An 18,044-nucleotide genomic window follows, 5' to 3' on the forward strand; every position below is an offset into this window, starting at 1 on the left:
GTGTCAGTCGACAGAAATGCTGTCTGATGCACCGCTATCGCGAGCAGGCTCGCTCCCACAAGGAAAGTGTAGAGTCGGTCAGTAAACGTCCCGCCGATACCGCCCCTGCTCGATCAACCGCTCCACTTCCTCGGCCCCCAGCACGTCGTTGAGCACCTGATCCACCCCCGACGCCATGCCCTGCAAGCTGCCGCAGACATAGATCACCGCACCGTCGGCCAGCCATTGCTTGAGCAGCGCAGTGGACTCGCGCAGGCGATCCTGGACGTAGATTTTCTGCTCCTGATCCCGGGAGAACGCCAGGTCCAGGCGTTCCAGGTCGCCGGAGGTCACCCATTCCTGAAGCTCATCGCGGCAATGGAAATCATGCTCGCGCTGGCGCTCGCCAAACAGCAGCCAGTTGCGTTGCGGGCCCTCGGTGACGCGAGCCTTGAGCAAGCTGCGCAGGCCTGCCAGCCCGGTGCCGTTGCCCAACAGGATCATCGGCACACCCTGGGGCGGCAGATGGAAGCCGCTGTTGCGCCGCACCCGCAGGCTGATGGCGCTGCCCAGTGGGGCGTATTCGGTGAGCCAGCCGGAGCCGACGCCCAGGCTGCCGTCGGCATGGCGTTCCTGGCGCACGATCAGTTCCAGCACGCCATCGGCCGGGATCGAGGCGATGGAATATTCACGCGGCGCCAGCGGGGCCAGCGCGTCCAGCAACGCCTGGGCGTGCAGGCCCACCAGATGGGCGCGGTTTTCCGGCAACTGACGGGTCGCCAAGGCCTGCTCCAGGCCTTGCGGCAAGCCGTCGACCTGGACGCGAGCGTTGCCGGCGATACCCAGGCCTTCGAGAAAATGCTCGATGGCCAGCAGGTCGTTGCGCGGCAGTATTTCCACCAAGTCGCCGGCCAGCCAACTGCTTGGCCCAGGGGCGCTGAGGCCCAGCAGGTACACGCCGGAACCACTGCTGTCGGGGTTGAGCAAGGTGCGCTGGCTGAGCGTCCAATGTTCAAAATCGGGGGCTTTCCAGGTGTCCGCCGGCGCCTGCCCGGTCAGTTCGGCCAATTGCTGTTGCCAATGACGCAAGGCGTAAGGGTCGCCGCTGTCGACTTCCACCGAGGCGAACAGGGTCTTGCCGCCGTGTTCCGCCAGCCAGCTGTGCAGGCGTCGGGCGAAACCGCAGAAGTTGTCGTACTGCCGGTCGCCCAGGCCCAGCACCGCATACTGCAGGCGCTCCAGGCCCAGGGGGCGGCCCAGCACCTTACGCTCGAAACCTCGGGCGCTGTCCGGTCCTTCGCCGTCGCCGAAGGTACTGACCACAAACAAGGCGTGGGTGGAATTGCTCAGGTCCTGCTCGCTGACGCCCGCCAATGGCTGGACGTTCACCGGCAGCCCGGCGGCCTGGAGCTGGCCGGCGGTCTGCCAGGCCAACTGTTCGGCAAAGCCGCTCTGGCTGGCAAAGCCGATCAGCCATGCGGGCGTGTCGCCGTGGCTGGCCGCCAGCCCCTGGCGCGCCTGCCGGACTTGACGTTTCTTGCGGCGACGATCCAGGTACAGCAACCACCCGGTAATGAAGAACAGCGGCATGGTCAGTGCCGCCACTGTCACCAGGATCCGTCCGATCAGGCCGAAATAGCTGCCGACATGCAGGGCATAGACGCTGGTCAGCAGTTGCGCCTTGAGGCTCTTGTCGCTGTAGCGGCTGTGTTGGCTGACGACGCCAGTGGCTGGGTCGAGGACGATCTGGTTCAGTGCCCGGTCATGGGGCGAATTCTTCAACAGGTAGAACACCGTCGCCGGTTGCCCGGCCACCGGCGGCAGGCGCACGTTGTAGGACGCCAGGTCCGGGCCGGCGGCGCTGTAGATGCTGCTCCACATGGCCCGGTAATCGACCACCGGCAGCGGGCCTTCGGGCGCGGGGCCGCGGTTGCGCACCCGTTCTTGCTTCGGTGAGTCAGAGAGCAGGCGGGTCACGCCTTTGTTGTACCAGTCGTAGGACCAGGTCAGCCCGGTCAGCGCCGCCAACAGGTAGAACGCCAGGCACCAGGTGCCGGCCACCGAATGCAGGTCCCAGTTGAAACTGCGGCCTTTCTTCTTCCAGTCGAGGGTCAGCCAGGCACGCCAGCTTTTCCACTGGCGCGGCCAACGCAGGTACAGCCCGGACAGGCAGAAAAACACCAGGATCAACGTGCACGCCCCGGTGATCTGCCGGCCCACGTCATCCAGGGCCAGGATGCGGTGCAGCTTGAGCATCAGGCCGAAGAAGTCCTGGCCCACCACATCGCCCATGAATTGAGCGTTGTACGGGTTGAAGTAGCGCATGGCCCCACGCTTTTCCCCGGGCGGCGCGGCGAAGATCGCCCGTGCGGCATTACCGCTGTCGGTCTCGACCCAGAGCATGGCGACGGTTTTACCGGCGGTGGCCTCGATCTGCTCCACCAGTTCTGCGGGCGGCAGGACACCAGCCGGTTGTTTCTCCACCGTCAGCACCTGCGGATTCAGCGCCCGCAGGATCTCGTCCTGGAACGACACCGCCGCACCGGTAATGCCCATAAACGCCAGGACCAGTCCGGCACTGATGCCGAAAAACCAGTGCAACTGGAACAGGGTTTTCTTCAACACGTCGCCCGCCTTTCATTCATTACTGTTCATCACGGCGTGCATTATGCCGTGTGTTATCGAGAAGCATTCATAAACACACATAAAAGCCCCGCTCATAAAAGATGAGCGGGGCTTTTATGTACGGCCTGCGATGTCGAAAGCAAACCCTGTGGGAGCGAGCCTGCTGGCGATGGCGGCATGTCAGGCGATAGTGTGGTCGACTGATCCACCGCTATAGCGAGCAGGCTCGCTCCCACAAGTGACCGCATCACGGCCCCAGCCATTTCCGATCAGAAATGGAAGTTGGTGCTCAACAGCGCCGTACGCCCCGCCGCCTGGTTGGCGAAGTGGGTCGAGAACGCTTTGTCGTAGTAGGTTTCGTTCGTCAGGTTTTGCACGTTGAGTTGCAGGTCCAGATGCTTGCTGACCTTGTAGTTGGCCATGGCGTCGTAGCGCACGTAGGAGTCGACCATGGTGGTATTGGCCACGCTGCCGAACACGTCGTCGACGTAGAAGGCGCCGCCGCCGATGGTCAGCTTCGAGGTGAGCGCATAAGTGGTCCAGACGCTGGCGCTGTTCTTTGGCGTGTTTGGCAGCTCATTGCCGTCGGTGACGCTCAACGGACCGCCATCGACCTGTTCGCTGTCCAGGTAGCTGTAGCCGGCGAACACTTGCCATTTGTCGGTGATCTTGCCGCTGGCCGAGAGTTCGAGGCCGTCGACGCGGGTCTTGCCGGCGTTCTCATAAGTCGTGGTATCGACCTGGACCCGGGCGTTCTCCTTCTCGGTGCGAAAGACCGCCGCGGTCAGCGAAAGGCGGCTGTCGAGCAGGTCCCACTTGGTACCGATTTCGTAGTTCTTGGTGGTTTCCGGCTCCATGTCGCTTGCCAACAGGTTGCCGTTGCGGTCCGGCGTGCCGCCCAACGGGTTGCCTTCGGTGCCTTCGCCGACCATGTTGCCCGGCGGTGTGGCCGAGGTGGCGTACGAGACGTAGATACTGCCATTGTCGGCGGGCTTCCAGACCAGCCCCAACTGACCGGTGACGAACTCGCTGACATCGTCACCCTTGGACGTGGTGGTGCCGGCGGCGTTGTAGGTCTTGTACTTCGTATCGAAATGATCGTAGCGCAGGCCCATGTTCACCAGCCATTGCGGCGTCAGCTCCAGGGTATCGAACACATAGAGCGCACGGGTGACGCTGGTGGTGTCGGTACCCGCATAGTTGCGTGCGATGGTGCCGTTCCACGGATCGTTCGGGTTCGGGTTGGACAACGAGGTGCAGTTGAAGCCACTCGATGCACCGATTATCGATGGGGTGCAGTTGGTGTTCGCGGCAGTGGTGCCCGGTACGGTGTCGGTGTTGATGGTGTAGGAGGATTTTTCACCTTTCTCGCGGCTCAATTCGATGCCGGTGGAGAAGCTGTTCTTGAATCCGGCCACGTAGAAATCACCGAACAGGTCGGTCTGGTTGGTGGTGGTGTCGACGTTGCTGACCCGGCTGTTGGCCCGACGCCAGACTGTCCCGTTATTGACGTTGCCTTTGCTGTCGTCGGGTTGGGTCAGAATATAGTCCTGCATGCTGGAGCCGTGGCGCAGGGTGTTCTTGACCGTCAGGGCATCGTTCAAGTCGTGCTCGATGGCGAAGGTCGCAGTGTCGACGCGGGTCTTGCGGAAATCGCGGTCGGTGAGGCCATAGAAGTTGCTGCTGTCGCCGCCGTCGTTGGGCTTGTCCGGGTTGGACTGGGTGCGGTCGGCCGTTCTCCCCGAGGCTGGCATGCTGTAGGGGATGCCCGAGTCTGGCAGGTCGTTGCTTTCGAGATGGTAGTAGTCGAGGTTGACCCGAGTGTCCGTGCCGAGGCCGAACGCCAGCGATGGTGCGATGCCCCAGCGGTCGTAATTGACCTTGTCGCGGCCGGCGACGTTGCTTTCGTGGCTCATGAGGTTGAGACGGCCGGCGGCGCTGTCGCTGAACTGATAGTTGCCATCCAGGGTGTAGCGTTGGGTCTGGTCCGATCCCCAAGTGAAGCCACCGTCGAAGGAGTCGCCCAGATGCGCTTTCTTGCTCACCAGGTTGATGGTCCCGCCGGCCGCGCCGCGACCGCCGACAGCGGAGTTCGGCCCCTTGCTGACTTCAATGGATTCCACGGCGAAGATTTCGCGGCTTTGCGAGCCCGTGTCGCGCACACCATCCAGATAGGTGTCGCCCTGGGCATCGAAACCGCGGATGAATGGACGGTCACCCTGGGGATTGCCGCCTTCACCGGCGCCGAAGGTGATGCCCGGCACGGTGCGCAGGGCATCCTGCATATTGAGCGCGCCAGTGTCCTTGAGCACTTGCTGGGGGATGACAGTCACCGAGCGCGGGGTATCGACCAGCGGCGCGGTGTATTTCGGGGAAGAGGCTTTTTCGACCTGATAGGACGTCGTGTCCTGGGCCTCGCCGGTGATGCTGGTGGCATCGAGGGCAATGGCCTCGCGCGGGGATTTCTCATCGGCATTCTCCGCCGCCTGGACCAGCTGGACCACAGATGTCGCACTCAGCGCGACGCCAATGGCGGATGCCAGCAGGCGGGGTGATTGGAGCGGTAATTGTGATGGTTGACGCGACATGAAGGTGCCTTCCCCAAGGTTTCGAGGCGGCGGAATATAGGGTAAACGGGTATTTGTATCAATTGCGAAATATTGCCATTTGAGAGGAATTTACATTCTTTACAGTTTGTCTTTACGGTGTTGATCACGTGATACGTCGTGGGGGTTGTGCACAGTCAATAAGAATCACTACCATTGGCGCCCGTTTTATCCACAGGCTTGATCTCATGTTGCTGCACATTCCCGGTGTGTTTTCTCCTGACGAAGTGCAGCGCATCCGCGAGGCGCTGGTACAGGCCGAGTGGGCGGACGGGAAAATCACCGCCGGTTACCAGTCGGCCAAGGCCAAGCACAACCTGCAATTGCCCGAGGGCCATCCCTTGGCCAAGGAAATCGGCGCTGCGATGCTTGAACGGTTGTGGAGCAATCCGCTGTTCATGTCTGCCGCGATACCCCACAAGGTGTTCCCGCCGTTGTTGAACTGCTATAGCGCTGGCGGCAGTTTCGACTTCCATATCGACAACGCCGTGCGCCAACCCAAGGGCAGCGCAGAACGGGTGCGCACCGACCTGTCGGCCACTCTGTTCTTCAGCGATCCCCAGGACTACGACGGCGGCGAGTTGGAGATCCAGGACACCTACGGCACCCAACGGGTCAAGCTGCCGGCCGGAGACATGGTGTTGTACCCGGGCACCAGTCTGCACAAGGTCAATCCGGTGATTCGTGGTGCCCGCTATGCGTCGTTCTTCTGGGTCCAGAGCCTGGTGCGCGAAGACAGCCAGCGTGCGTTGCTGTTCGAGATGGACGGGGCGATCCAGGCATTGACCCGCGACGTGCCGGATCATCCTTCGTTGATTCGCCTGACCGGCACTTACCACAACCTGCTGCGCCGCTGGGTCGAGGTGTAGATGGCGGATTTTCGTCTGCGCCGCAAGGAAGCGCTCGACGGCGAACGTCTCAAGGCCATGCTTGAAGAGAGCCCGGCGCGGGCCGCCCAGGCGATCCTGCTCGCGGCGGCTGAAGGCGTGCTCGATGCCCAGGCGTTGTTGGGGCAGATCCTGCTCGACGGCCAGGGCATCGCCCGGGATTCGGCCCTGGCGGTACGTTGGTTCGGTATTGCTGCGCGGCGCGGGCATCCGATGGCGCGCAACATGCTGGGACGTTGCCATGAACACGGCTGGGGTTGTGTCGCCGATGCCAGCGTCGCCGCCCGGCATTATCGCCTGGCCGCCGAGGCGGGGTTGGACTGGGGGATGTACAACTACGCCAACCTGCTGGCGACCGGTCGAGGTGTGGCCGAAGACCAGACGCAGGCCTTGAGTCTCTACCGTCGCGCCGCCGAGGCGGGCCACGCAAAGTCGATGAATCTGCTGGGGCGTTACCTGGAAGATGGACGCTATTGTCCGGCGGATCCGTTGGCGGCGATTCAGTGGTATCGACGGTCGGCCGAAGGTGGCGACTTTCGGGGGCAGTTCAGCCATGCGGCGGTGCTGGCGGGGGAGGGACTCATTGACGAGGCCTTGGGCTGGTTGCGCAAGGCGCTGGCTGCCGGGAATGTGAATTTCCTGCGGGTGAGCGGTGAATCGTTGTCGCGGGCCTCCCACCCTGAGATTCGCGCCATGGCGCATATTTACCGACAACGTTTATTGCAACTGACCCGGTTGCAATAGTTGCGTCGGCTCCGCTCATTATTCTGGCTCCAGATAAAGCGTTGTTAACGCTTGGTAATGACTGAATATTTGCCATTAACTCAGCGCTTGCCCGGACTCTCGGGCCATTGTCTTGTTTTCTAATAGTTGAAGAGTAGTGGGCGTGCGCGCAACTGCTTTAGAGTCATTTTGCGCGATCGGTAACTATGTTTGTGATGTTTCACTCGGATTACCATCGGCGCAACTTAAATGAACTTTAGAAGACAGGAAGTCTACGATGGAATTTAACTTTGACGATAAGGTCGTCGAGGCCGCAGCGCAAGCGCCCAAGGTTTTTATAGAGGCGTCTTTGGGCGGTGGGAGCGAATATAACCGGGAACCTGGCATACAACTTACCAAAGAGCAGATCATCAGTCTGCGCAGGTATGAGGTGCTCGGCTTGTCGCTACCTTACCGTTATAACGATGTGGTTGCCTATTTGAATTATGGCGCAGGTGATGATGGCGGTCTCGGGCTGACAGCCAGGGATTTTCTGCGCACCTTCACAATGACCTATGACCATGCCAAGCGTTGGGCGCCGTTGCGTCGGGAGATCATGCTGACCGGCACTCATCTGAAATTGTTTGCCGAAAAGATCCTCGAGAATGGCGCAGGGATCGTTGAGATTTATGACGACAGTGAGATATCGAAACACCTCAGGGAACATGGAATCAACACCGTAGAGGAATACCTGCAGCTCAAGCTCAAACACCCCAGGCTCCCCGACGTGACGCTGCCTTCGGGAGATATTCCAGAGATCAAGTACTACCTCAATGCCATGCTTTCTGATGTGAAGGATTGCCAGGCGAAGGCGCAAAGTGTCAGGTCGGAGCTGGACCGCTTCGGCACGGACCTGCGGGAAAAGGTGCTGCCGGAAGTCAAGCTGCGGTTGAAAGCGGTGAGCGAAAATTCCTATCGGCAAGACATTCAAGCGCTTCAGGATGATATCGATCAGCGTGCCGCGGAGCTCGATGAGCTTAATAAGAAGTACGATCAGATGGTGAAGGAAGCGATTGTCGCCGCCGCCACCCTCAATGTCGGCGGGTTGATTCTTGGCATCTACCAAGGGGTCCAGGCCGAGAGAATACGCAATCAACGCAAACAATTGAAAGAAGTACAGGACATTGCCATCCAGAACATGGCCAGCAAGAGCCAGACACTGAGTTCGTTGAATCGCGTGCGCGGCGATCTGCAGAACCTGAGTGCCGTTACGATTGAAGCTGAAGTGGCAACCCAGAATCTCATGTTAGTATGGGAAGCGCTCGGCTTGTATATCGATTCCTCGGTAAAGGAGGTGGATAAAATAGATAACGCCGTGAACTTGAGTCGGTTTATCCGGAACGTGAGAAAAGTGCTCACGCCTTGGCGGCATATCCGCACCAGTTCCGATGCATTGCTTGCAGTGTTTGCAGAAGCTCAACGGGAGTACGAAATGGGTAATTTGGTATCAAGGAGGATGGGGCGGATGATGTTGAGGGTTGCCGATTATCCGGCTTTTGAGGTGATGGCGTTACGCGGTCATAACTCGAGCGTTCAGAACTCCAGCGTTCGGGCACAGATGTTGTTTCAGCGGCACGCTTATCTGCCGGGTGTGGTAGAGAGAATGACCGGCCTGGCGCTTGTGATCGACAGTACGACGTTTGGCTTGCGCAGCCGTGCGCAGACAACGATGTATGTATTGGACCGGGCGCTCGGCAACCTCAAGCAGATTCAGGAGGATTTTGAAAACGCCCATGACAGGAATGAGCAACTTGAAATTTCCAGGGAAATGGAAGATGAGCTTCAAGAGGTGTTCGTTGCCGTCGCGCAGCAGACCCGCGAATTGAAAGCACTCCAAGTCGATTTGGGTGCCCGCTATGACAAGAGCGCCTCGGCGCAATGGATCGCCACACTGGAGCAAGACCGGGCGTTTGCGGAGGCGCAAAAAAACAAGGTCGAGGCCAAGCGAGTCGAATTGGATGCGCAGATGAAATCGGTTGCCGATGCGATTGAGTTGATTGGAAGAGCCGGCGTGGAAAAAATCGGTCAGCAGGCCCAATTGACCTTGGATAATCTGATGGCGATGGGCATGGCACCTCCTCAGGTGCAAATTGCGATGTTGGCCATGGACACGCTGAAGAAAACGCTCTCCGGCATCGCCGAAACCATTTCCTATCTCAACATGGTTGCCGGGTACAACCGACTTGAGGAACGGGCCAGACAACTGCGCCTGGAGGCAGAGGCGTATACCAGGGACATCGCCCTGATCCAGGACAAAGTTGAACTGGTCCAGACGCTTGACGCATTGAACAGTGGACGTGGGAATTTTCTTAAGGAGTTCCTGAATATCGTGGCTGCGTTTGAACAGTTCGCAGGGGCTTTCGAGCCGCAGAAGTCGCAACCTGTCGAGGCGCGCGTGCGCAGCGCATGTGATCTTATCCCAGGCATGATCAACCATTTGCGCCCCCTCCGTGATTAACCCACGCATCGGGGCGGAGTCTTCCTGACCGCAATGGACATTTCCATTAATGAAGCGATGGTGGACCCATGTCTGCCATCGCCAAGGACAGCCTATGGATCAACTTGGCTATGCATGGACGGGAGCGCAGCGAAAGACCCTGGAGCGCTACGCCCACTTCCTGGTTTCCCTGCGCTCGATCCTGGATAACATCTCGGGCGCTTTTGAACGGCGTCGAAGTGCGGGCCATCAGCCATCCGTGTTGGCGATGGATTCAAGATGGAACAACGCACTCTTCAACGGACAGTATCTATCGGCGCTCTGGCGCTACGTCAATGAGCTCAAAATGTCCTTGAAAAAGGATGTGGATGTACTGGCGGTTTTCAGCCGGGATGCACTCGACATCACCGCACGGTTCTCCAGAAGGGAAGCGATTGAACACGTGGATTTCAGACTGTTCAGTTTGTCCCGTTCAGCGCGATGGTTGCTGGCTCCTCCGACGAAGGTCGAGGACCTGACTCATGAGCTTCACTTGCGCTTTATCAACCATAGAAGCGCGATCAGGCAGTGGGTGTTTCGTTTCGATGAACTGTATCGAGAGTCGCTCGGGTTGAACCCGGCGTTCACCAGCGCCATGGATCACCGCGCTTGTCGTTGCCACCTCCAACCGAGCGTGGCGCAGATGTTATTTCAAGAGGCGATTACCACACCCGCCTGGAACCTGGTTTATTCCTCTCGGGACGCTTCGATCAGGGCGATGGAATACAAGGCCGACATTGCCCTGCTGTTCAAGGCATTCAAGAACCTGAACGGACAGATGGGCTTGTTGGCGCAGGATTTATATCAGCGTATGGAGGACGTGGTCCTGACACTCAGGCGCGCAAGCTACGCAGTGCGGTTGGGAGAACTGAACTCGACCTTGAGCGCTGCCATGAAAGCGCTAGGTCAATGCATGGCGCTGCTGGAGGATTTCGAGAGCTGGCTGCGCAAATAAAAAAGGTCCATGCATGCTGCATGGACCTTTCTATCGACAGGTTGCGTTATACGTAGAACGACTTCAGCGGTGGGAAACCATTGAATTCCACGGCGCTGTAGCTGGTGGTGTAGGCGCCGGTCGACAGCCAGTACAGACGATCACCGATGGCCAGGTTCAGTGGCAGGCCGTACTTGTAGTTCTCGTACATGATGTCGGCGCTGTCGCAGGTCGGGCCGGCGATGACCACTTCTTCCATCTCGCCTTTCTTCTCGGTCCAGATCGGGAACTTGATGGCTTCGTCCATGGTTTCGATCAGGCCGGAGAACTTGCCCACGTCGGTGTAGACCCAACGCTCGACGGCGGTACGGGATTTACGGGCGACCAGCACCACTTCGCTGACCAGGATACCGGCGTTGGCAATCAGCGAACGGCCCGGCTCGAGGATGATTTCCGGCAGGTCGTCGCCGAAGTCTTCCTTGAGGAAACGGATGATTTCCTCGGCGTAGGTTTCCAGGCTGTTGGTGCGGGTGATGTAGTTGGCCGGGAAACCGCCGCCCATGTTGATCAGTTTCAACTCGATGCCGTCTTCTTCCTTGAGACGCTCGAAGATCACCTTGACCTTGGCAATGGCGGCGTCCCAGACGCTGATGTCGCGCTGTTGCGAGCCAACGTGGAACGAGATGCCGTATGGCACCAGGCCCAGGTCACGGGCCAGGATCAGCAGGTCCATGGCCATGTCGGTCTGGCAGCCGAATTTGCGCGACAGGGGCCAGTCAGCGGTGGTCGAACCTTCGGTCAGGATACGTACATAGACTTTCGAGCCCGGCGCTGCCTTGGCGATGTTGCGCAGGTCGGCTTCGGAGTCGGTGGCGTACAGGCGCACGCCTTTTTCGTAGAAGTAGCGGATGTCCCGGGACTTCTTGATGGTGTTGCCGTAGCTGATCTGGTCGGGGGTAACGCCCCGGCTCAGGACCTTGTCCAGCTCATAGATCGAGGCGATGTCGAAGTTCGAGCCTTTTTCCTTGAGCAGGTCGATGATCTCCACCGCCGGGTTGGCCTTCACGGCGTAGTAGACCTTGGCGAACTCGAAACCTGCGCGCAGGTCGTCGTAGGCCTGGGAGATCATCGCGGTGTCGATCACCACGAACGGGGTTTCCTGCTTGTCGGCGAACGCCTTCATTTTCTGAAAGGTTTCGCGCGCGAAATAATCTTCGACCTGGATCGACATACGTTGGGACTCCTACTGGCAAACATCAGGATCAATGGGTTTGAGGGCAAGCTGCCCCCGTGAACGTCCTCCGTATCCCCACTTTGGTTCGCCTACTTCCCAAGGCATGTCGCCGAAAGCAAAAAGGCCATGGGCTGCGTGGTGCCCTTGGCCTTGCTGTCTCGTCGTCAGTACTTGAGCCGGATGGATCGTTTCCAGCATGGACGTTCGGCGCGAACTTTAGGGCGTGAGGGGCCTGAGATCAACTAAAAATGTCGCGTTTTTGCACACATCCGTCGTGCGGTCCGCGACAGCTCCTGATGTAACCGACCTGTGTGACGGATTGATGTTCCCCTTGGATGAGTTAACGAGGCGTTCTGGGGGCAGACGATTGCGATGATAAACCCGCAACCCTGTGGGAGCTGAGCTTGCTCGCGATGGCGGTGGGTCAGTTGGCGGCAGTGCTGGCTGTGCCGCCGCTATCGCGAGCAAGCTTGGCTCCCACAGGGTTTGTGGGCAATTAAGCCTGCGCGGTCTCGGCCGGCGAGACGATGCTGGTCTTGCCGCCACGGGACTTGCCGGAACTCAGGTATTCAGCGATGGATTCCTGGGTCACCTCGCCGAGGAAGACCCGTTCGGCGTCCATCACCGGCAGCCACGAGCGGTTGAACTCGTACATGCGCGACAGCAGGATCCGCAAATGCTCGTCATAGGCGGCCGTGGCATTGAACTCCCGCAGGAATTGCGCGCAGGTGCCGGTCTGGCGGTGCAGGTCGCGACGGCGCACATAGCCCAGGGCCTTGTTCTCGGCACAGGTGACCACCACGTAGCGACGGTCATGCTCGTCCATCAATTCCAGCGCCTCGGCCACCGGGGTTTCCGGGCTGACCGAAGGCGCGTTGTCGGCCGCGTCCTCGGCCTTGACCAGCAGCAGACGCTTGAGCGTGCTGTCCTGGCCGACGAAGTTGCTGACGAAGTCGTCGGCCGGGTGTGCCAGTAGCGTGTCCGGGTGGTCGCACTGGACCAGCTTGCCGGCACGGAAGATCGCGATCTTGTCCCCCAGCTTGATGGCTTCGTCGATGTCGTGGCTGACCATGATCACGGTCTTGTTCAGCGCCCGCTGCATGTCGAAGAACTCGTTCTGGATCATCTCGCGGTTGATCGGGTCCACCGCGCCGAAGGGTTCGTCCATCAGCAACAACGGCGCGTCTGCCGCCAGGGCGCGGATCACGCCGATCCGTTGCTGCTGGCCGCCCGACAGTTCACGGGGATAGCGATGCAGGTACTGCTTGGGTTCGAGCTTGATCATGCTCATCAGCTCGCGGGCCCGGTCGTGGCATTTCTGTTTGTCCCAGCCGAGCAGCTTCGGCACCACCACGATGTTTTCCTCGATGGTCATGTTCGGGAACAGGCCGATCTGCTGGATCACATAGCCGATGTTGCGGCGCAGGGTCACCTCGTCGAGGTCGGTGGTGTCTTCGCCGTTGATCAGCACCTTGCCCGAAGTGGGCGGGATCAGGCGGTTGATCATCTTCAACGTGGTGCTCTTGCCACAGCCAGACGGCCCGAGGAATACGCAGATCTCGCCTTCGTTGACGGTCAGGTTCACCGAGTCCACGGCTTTCACATCCTTGCCGTTGCTCTTGAAGGTCTTGCTGAGGTTCTGGAGTTCGATCATTTCAATAGTCCTTTTGGGGTCAGCGAGCGTTGCAGCCATTGCAGAAGCAGGTCGGCGAAGATGGCCAGGAGGCTGACCAGCACGGCGCCGACGATCAGCATCGACATGTCGCTGCGGCTGATGGAAGCGAGGATGAGCACGCCCAGGCCACCGGCGCCGATGGTGGCGGCGATGGTCATGACGCCGATGTTCATGACCACGGCGGTGCGCACGCCGGCGAGGATCACCGGTACGGCGATGGGCAGCTCGACCATGCGCAGGCGTTGGCCGAAGGTCATGCCGATGCCACGGGCGGCTTCACGGATGCCCGGTTCCACGCCGGTGAGGGCCAGGTAGGTGTTGCGCATGATCGGCAACAGCGAATAGAGAAACACGGCGGTGATTGCTGGCATCGGGCCCAGGCCCTGGCCGAATTTGGAATAGAACGGCAACAACAGGCCGAACAGCGCAATCGACGGGATTGTCAGCAGCACCGTGGCGCTGGCCTGCAATGGGCCGGCGAGCGCCGGGAAGCGGGTCATGAAAATGCCCAGCGGCACGCCGATGAGAATCGCCAGGCTTACGGCAATGCCCACCAGCATGATGTGCTGCCAGGTCAGGTGCATCACCTGCTGCCAGTCGAGGTGGGAAAAGGCGTTCAACAGTTCCATGGCTTTTTCCTCAATTGATGGGGTGCTGGCGCAGGAAGTCGGCGGCCACCACGGAAGGGCTTTCATGGTCGACGTCCACGCGGGCATTGAGTTGTCGCATGGTTTCATCGTCGAACAGCTCGGCCAGCGGCTTGAGCTGCGCGGCCAATTGCGGATGGGCGTCGAGGAACGCCTGGCGCACCACCGGTGCGGCGGTGTAGTCGGGGAAGTAGTGCTTGTCGTCCTCAAGCAATTTCAGCTTGAAGGCGTTCAGCCGGCCGTCGGTGGTGTACACCAGCCCGGCGAACACCTGGCCGTTGCGCAGGGCGGTGTAGACCAGACCGGCGTCCATCTGCCGGATATTCCTGCGGGTCAGGTTCATGCCGTACTGCTCGACCATGCCCGCCAGGCCGTCGGAGCGGTTGGCGAACTCGGTGTCCAGGGCCACCAGATGGTTCTTGTCCGCTTCGGCCTGCAGCACGCTGTTCAATTGGCTGATGTTGCTGATCTGCGGGTATTGGCGGGCGACTTTCTCCGGCAGGGCCAGGGCGTAGGTGTTGCTGAACTTCGACGGTGCCAGCCAGGCCAGGCCTTTCTTCGCGTCGAGTGCTTTCACCCGGGCGTAGGACTGGGCGCTGTCGAGTTTTTCCGTGACGTGGTTGTAGGCCACCAGCGACACGCCGGTGTATTCCCAGAGCAGGTCCAGTTGCCCGGTTTCATGGGCGCTGCGGGCCAGGTTGCTGCCCAGGCCGCCGGTGATCTGCGCGTCGTAGCCTTTGCTGCGCAGGTATTGCGCGGTGATTTCCGCCAACAGTGTCTGCTCGGTGAAGACCCGGGCCCCGAGGCGGATCAGCGGTTTTTCCGCCGCTTGGGCAAATCCGGCGAACAGCAGCACGCAGCCCAGTATCAAGCTCAACTTCTTCATAACGATTCCTTTATCCAGCCGGCTTTATGACGGTCGCAGACCGCGTTCCAGCCAGAGGCGACTGGCCAGTGTCACCAGGCCGTCGAGCAACAACGCCAGCAGGGCGGTGCAGGCGGCGCCGAGCAACAGTTGCGGCTGGTTGTTCAGGGCGATGCCGGGGAAGATCAGGCTGCCAAGGCTGTTGGCACCGATCAGGAAGGCCAGCGGCGCGGTGCCGACGTTGATCGCCAGGGCGACCCGCACGCCACCGACGATGATCGGCACGGCGTTGGGCAGTTCGACTTTCCACAGCACCTGGCGCGGGGTCATGCCGATGCCGGTGGCGGCTTCCTTGAGAGAACCCTGGACGTTTTTCAGACCTTCATAGGTGTTGCGCACGATGGGCAGCAGCGAGGCGAGGAACAGGGCGAAGATGGCCGGCCCGCTGCCGATCCCCAGGACACCCAGGGCGATGGCCAGTACGGCCAGGGGCGGCACGGTGTTGCCGATGTTGAAGACTTGCATGAAGCGCTCGGCGCGCCCGACCATGCCGGGGCGGCTTAAGGCGATACCGGCGGGGATGCCCAGGATCAGGGCTGCCAGCATGGAAACCAGTACCAGCATCAGGTGGGCTTGCAGGTAGAACAACAGGTCGTCGCGATAATGTCGGATCGTATCGATGCCGATCCAGTGGACCAACAGGGCCAGGAGCGCGACGACGACCACGCCTCCTGTCAGCCCTTTGCCATAGCGGATAGCCACAGGCGGACTCCTTTGTCTTTCAGTCGGCGCACGCTTCCCCGGGCGGCAGACCCATGGGTTTGCCGGGAAAACGTTCGCGAGAAGCAGCTCTTTTCGATGCCGGTAAACCAGCATATGGATCGAGCCATGAGCGCAGCCTCGTCAGGCTAACTTGCTGATTTTTCAGCCCCTGACGAATAAATGCAGCAGGGGGGTGGACGTCTCCACGAGGCAAAAGGTTCCCCTGTCAGGAAGCTTCTGGCCATCTTCGATGTGCTCAACGGTTCGGTTCCTGGCACAAGTTGAGCTATAATCGCCGCCCTTTTTTGAATCACCTGCCAGGCGATTTCCCATGACCAAACAGGCCGCCGAAGTCGCGAAACGCCGCACTTTCGCCATTATTTCCCACCCCGATGCCGGTAAGACCACCATCACCGAGAAGCTCCTGCTGATGGGCAAGGCGATTGCGGTTGCCGGTACGGTGAAGTCCCGCAAGTCCGACCGCCATGCCACCTCCGACTGGATGGAGATGGAAAAGCAGCGGGGTATTTCCATTACCACGTCGGTCATGCAGTTCCCGTATCGCGAACACATGATCAACCTGCTCGACACCCCGGGCCACGAAGACTTCTCCGAAGACACCTACCGCACCCTGACCGCGGTGGACTCGGCGCTGATGGTGCTCGACGGCGGTAAAGGTGTCGAGCCGCGGACCATCGCGCTGATGGAAGTCTGCCGCCTGCGGGACACGCCGATCGTCAGCTTCATCAACAAACTCGACCGGGACATTCGTGACCCGATCGAACTGCTCGACGAGATCGAAGCGGTCCTGAAGATCAAGGCTGCGCCGATCACCTGGCCGATCGGCTGTTATCGCGATTTCAAGGGCGTGTACCACCTGGCTGATGACTACATCATTGTCTACACCGCCGGTCATGGTCATGAGCGCACTGAAACCAAGATCATCGAACGGCTGGACTCCGACGAAGCGCGCGCACACCTGGGCGACGAGTACGAACGTTTCGTCGAGCAGTTGGAGCTGGTGCAGGGTGCCTGTCATGAATTCGACCAGCAGGCGTTCATTGATGGGCAGATGACCCCGGTGTTCTTCGGGACCGCGCTGGGCAACTTCGGTGTGGATCACGTGCTCGACGCCGTGGTCGACTGGGCGCCGCGTCCGCTGCCCCGGGTCGCCAACGAGCGCACCGTGGAGCCGGTGGAAGAGAAGTTCTCGGGCTTCATCTTCAAGATCCAGGCGAACATGGACCCCAAGCACCGCGACCGTATCGCGTTCATGCGCATCTGCTCCGGCAAATACGAAAAAGGCATGAAGATGCGCCATGTGCGCACTGGCAAGGACGTGCGCATCGGCGACGCCCTGACCTTCTTCTCCTCGGAGCGCGAACAGCTGGAAGAGGCTTTCGCCGGTGACATCATCGGCCTGCACAACCACGGCACGATCCAGATCGGCGACACCTTCACCGAAGGCGAAGTCCTGGGTTTCACCGGCATCCCGCACTTCGCCCCGGAACTGTTCCGCCGCGTACGCCTGAAGGATCCGCTCAAGTCCAAGCAACTGCGCCAGGGCCTGCAGCAACTGGCCGAAGAGGGCGCTACCCAGGTGTTCTTCCCGGAGCGCAGCAACGACATCATCCTCGGCGCGGTCGGCGTGCTGCAGTTCGATGTGGTCGCCAGCCGCTTGAAGGAGGAATACAAGGTCGAGTGCTCCTATGAGCCGATCACCGTGTACTCGGCTCGCTGGATTGAGTGCAGCGACAAGAAGAAGCTTGAGGAATTCACCAACAAGGCGGTGGAAAACCTGGCGCTGGACGGTGGTGGTCACCTGACCTACCTGGCCCCGACCCGGGTCAACCTGGCGCTGATGGAAGAGCGCTGGCCGGACGTGAAGTTCCGCGCGACCCGTGAGCATCACTAAGCGCTGAGCCGCAAGACCCAAGCCCCGTTGCGAAAGCTGCGGGGCTTTTTTATACCTCCTCGTTGCGGCGCTGCTCCCACAGTGGAACTGCTGATAGAGAGGATATTTGTGTACGACGCCAAACCCTGTGGGAGCGAGCCTGCTCGCGATGGCGGCAGCTCATTCGGCATTGAGTTGGCAGACAGACCGCCATCGCGAGCAAGCTCGGCTCCCACGGCGGGATGATTATGACAATTTTGAATAAGGTCTATTCGAAAGCGGTCTGTCCCCAAGCGGCATTTCTGCCCCTGATTCTGCGTCCTAGTCTTACGAGCCAGCCTGTTCGGGATTAGATTTCCTGAACGCCGTGGGGTCCCGGCTTTATTCAGGAAAGAGGAATCGGCTATGAATAGGTTTCTACGCGTGATGTTGTTGCTGAAGGTGTTGGTGATGTTGTCCCTGGGATCCGGCGCTGTATGGGCCGAGTGCGTCGACCACGAGCAACATGCCTCGAGCGGGCAAGGGGGGCAGGGGGCAATGATGTTTGCTGCGGCCGAAACACAACCGGGGGATCAGGACGATGACGACTCGACGATAGACCAGCCCGACACCGACGATGGGGATGAGGGCGACGAAGGCGACAGCCAGACGTAGCCTCCAGAATGACTAGTTGAAGACCGTGGCGAGGGAGCGAGCTT

The 18,044-nt window shown here is 60.2% G+C and carries 13 protein-coding genes; 6 read left to right on the plus strand and 7 right to left on the minus strand.

Features of this window, described 5'->3' with window-relative positions; all coding sequences use genetic code 11:
- Positions 1 to 78: 78 nt before the first annotated feature.
- Together ACODTO_RS02580 and ACODTO_RS02585 are read right to left on the minus strand one after the other, a co-directional pair.
- Positions 79 to 2,604: a PepSY domain-containing protein gene (locus ACODTO_RS02580; protein WP_489105926.1), complete on the minus strand. Its 2,526-nt coding sequence runs from the start codon at positions 2,602 to 2,604 to the stop codon at positions 79 to 81.
- Between the two features lie 269 nt (positions 2,605 to 2,873).
- Positions 2,874 to 5,192, minus strand: coding sequence for a TonB-dependent receptor (locus ACODTO_RS02585; RefSeq protein ID WP_139648231.1), 2,319 nt, complete (start codon positions 5,190 to 5,192; stop codon positions 2,874 to 2,876).
- A gap of 206 nt (positions 5,193 to 5,398) precedes the next feature.
- Here ACODTO_RS02585 and ACODTO_RS02590 point away from each other — a divergent pair, with 206 nt between their 5' ends.
- The 4 genes from ACODTO_RS02590 to ACODTO_RS02605 all read left to right on the plus strand — a co-directional run bounded on the left by ACODTO_RS02590 (position 5,399) and on the right by ACODTO_RS02605 (position 10,290).
- Positions 5,399 to 6,079 carry a Fe2+-dependent dioxygenase gene (locus tag ACODTO_RS02590; protein ID WP_139648233.1) on the plus strand — a complete coding sequence of 227 codons (681 nt, stop codon included), beginning with the start codon at positions 5,399 to 5,401 and terminating at the stop codon, positions 6,077 to 6,079.
- Positions 6,080 to 6,841, plus strand: coding sequence for a tetratricopeptide repeat protein (locus tag ACODTO_RS02595; RefSeq protein ID WP_489105927.1), 762 nt, complete (start codon positions 6,080 to 6,082; stop codon positions 6,839 to 6,841).
- Between the two features lie 256 nt (positions 6,842 to 7,097).
- On the plus strand, positions 7,098 to 9,317 hold the full coding sequence (locus ACODTO_RS02600) for an alpha-xenorhabdolysin family binary toxin subunit A (protein WP_489105928.1): 2,220 nt from the start codon (positions 7,098 to 7,100) through the stop codon (positions 9,315 to 9,317).
- Positions 9,318 to 9,411: 94 nt separating this feature from the next.
- Positions 9,412 to 10,290: a hypothetical protein gene (locus tag ACODTO_RS02605; RefSeq protein ID WP_489105929.1), complete on the plus strand. Its 879-nt coding sequence runs from the start codon at positions 9,412 to 9,414 to the stop codon at positions 10,288 to 10,290.
- A gap of 46 nt (positions 10,291 to 10,336) precedes the next feature.
- On the opposite strand, the gene ACODTO_RS02610 is transcribed toward ACODTO_RS02605, so the two are convergent.
- From ACODTO_RS02610 to ACODTO_RS02630, 5 genes are all read right to left on the minus strand, one after another.
- Positions 10,337 to 11,500, minus strand: coding sequence for a type III PLP-dependent enzyme (locus ACODTO_RS02610; RefSeq protein ID WP_024781129.1), 1,164 nt, complete (start codon positions 11,498 to 11,500; stop codon positions 10,337 to 10,339).
- A gap of 499 nt (positions 11,501 to 11,999) precedes the next feature.
- Positions 12,000 to 13,157 carry an osmoprotectant ABC transporter ATP-binding protein OsmV gene (locus tag ACODTO_RS02615; protein ID WP_139648241.1) on the minus strand — a complete coding sequence of 386 codons (1,158 nt, stop codon included), beginning with the start codon at positions 13,155 to 13,157 and terminating at the stop codon, positions 12,000 to 12,002.
- Entirely contained in the window at positions 13,154 to 13,807 is a 654-nt protein-coding gene (locus ACODTO_RS02620; RefSeq protein ID WP_489105930.1) for an ABC transporter permease, read from the minus strand. The genes ACODTO_RS02615 and ACODTO_RS02620 overlap by 4 nt, the downstream gene beginning before the upstream one ends.
- Before the next feature lie 10 nt (positions 13,808 to 13,817).
- Positions 13,818 to 14,711 carry a glycine betaine ABC transporter substrate-binding protein gene (locus ACODTO_RS02625; RefSeq protein ID WP_139648245.1) on the minus strand — a complete coding sequence of 298 codons (894 nt, stop codon included), beginning with the start codon at positions 14,709 to 14,711 and terminating at the stop codon, positions 13,818 to 13,820.
- A gap of 24 nt (positions 14,712 to 14,735) precedes the next feature.
- Positions 14,736 to 15,452 (minus strand): ABC transporter permease, encoded by a 717-nt coding sequence (locus ACODTO_RS02630; RefSeq protein WP_489105931.1) that lies wholly within the window; start codon positions 15,450 to 15,452, stop codon positions 14,736 to 14,738.
- A gap of 331 nt (positions 15,453 to 15,783) precedes the next feature.
- Here ACODTO_RS02630 and ACODTO_RS02635 point away from each other — a divergent pair, with 331 nt between their 5' ends.
- Positions 15,784 to 17,367 (plus strand): peptide chain release factor 3, encoded by a 1,584-nt coding sequence (locus tag ACODTO_RS02635; protein ID WP_139648247.1) that lies wholly within the window; start codon positions 15,784 to 15,786, stop codon positions 17,365 to 17,367.
- 384 nt (positions 17,368 to 17,751) lie between these two features.
- Positions 17,752 to 18,000 carry a hypothetical protein gene (locus ACODTO_RS02640; protein WP_489105932.1) on the plus strand — a complete coding sequence of 83 codons (249 nt, stop codon included), beginning with the start codon at positions 17,752 to 17,754 and terminating at the stop codon, positions 17,998 to 18,000.
- The last annotated feature ends 44 nt before the right edge of the window (positions 18,001 to 18,044 follow it).

The organism is Pseudomonas sp. FG13, assembly GCF_057809755.1.

Coding starts and splice junctions, on each gene's coding strand:
- ACODTO_RS02585 (WP_139648231.1), bottom strand. CDS start 5,192: ATGTCGCGTCAACCATCACAATTACCGCTCCAATCACCCCGCCTGCTG.
- ACODTO_RS02590 (WP_139648233.1), top strand. CDS start 5,399: ATGTTGCTGCACATTCCCGGTGTGTTTTCTCCTGACGAAGTGCAGCGC.
- ACODTO_RS02595 (WP_489105927.1), top strand. CDS start 6,080: ATGGCGGATTTTCGTCTGCGCCGCAAGGAAGCGCTCGACGGCGAACGT.
- ACODTO_RS02600 (WP_489105928.1), top strand. CDS start 7,098: ATGGAATTTAACTTTGACGATAAGGTCGTCGAGGCCGCAGCGCAAGCG.
- ACODTO_RS02605 (WP_489105929.1), top strand. CDS start 9,412: ATGGATCAACTTGGCTATGCATGGACGGGAGCGCAGCGAAAGACCCTG.
- ACODTO_RS02610 (WP_024781129.1), bottom strand. CDS start 11,500: ATGTCGATCCAGGTCGAAGATTATTTCGCGCGCGAAACCTTTCAGAAA.
- ACODTO_RS02615 (WP_139648241.1), bottom strand. CDS start 13,157: ATGATCGAACTCCAGAACCTCAGCAAGACCTTCAAGAGCAACGGCAAG.
- ACODTO_RS02620 (WP_489105930.1), bottom strand. CDS start 13,807: ATGGAACTGTTGAACGCCTTTTCCCACCTCGACTGGCAGCAGGTGATG.
- ACODTO_RS02625 (WP_139648245.1), bottom strand. CDS start 14,711: ATGAAGAAGTTGAGCTTGATACTGGGCTGCGTGCTGCTGTTCGCCGGA.
- ACODTO_RS02635 (WP_139648247.1), top strand. CDS start 15,784: ATGACCAAACAGGCCGCCGAAGTCGCGAAACGCCGCACTTTCGCCATT.
- ACODTO_RS02640 (WP_489105932.1), top strand. CDS start 17,752: ATGAATAGGTTTCTACGCGTGATGTTGTTGCTGAAGGTGTTGGTGATG.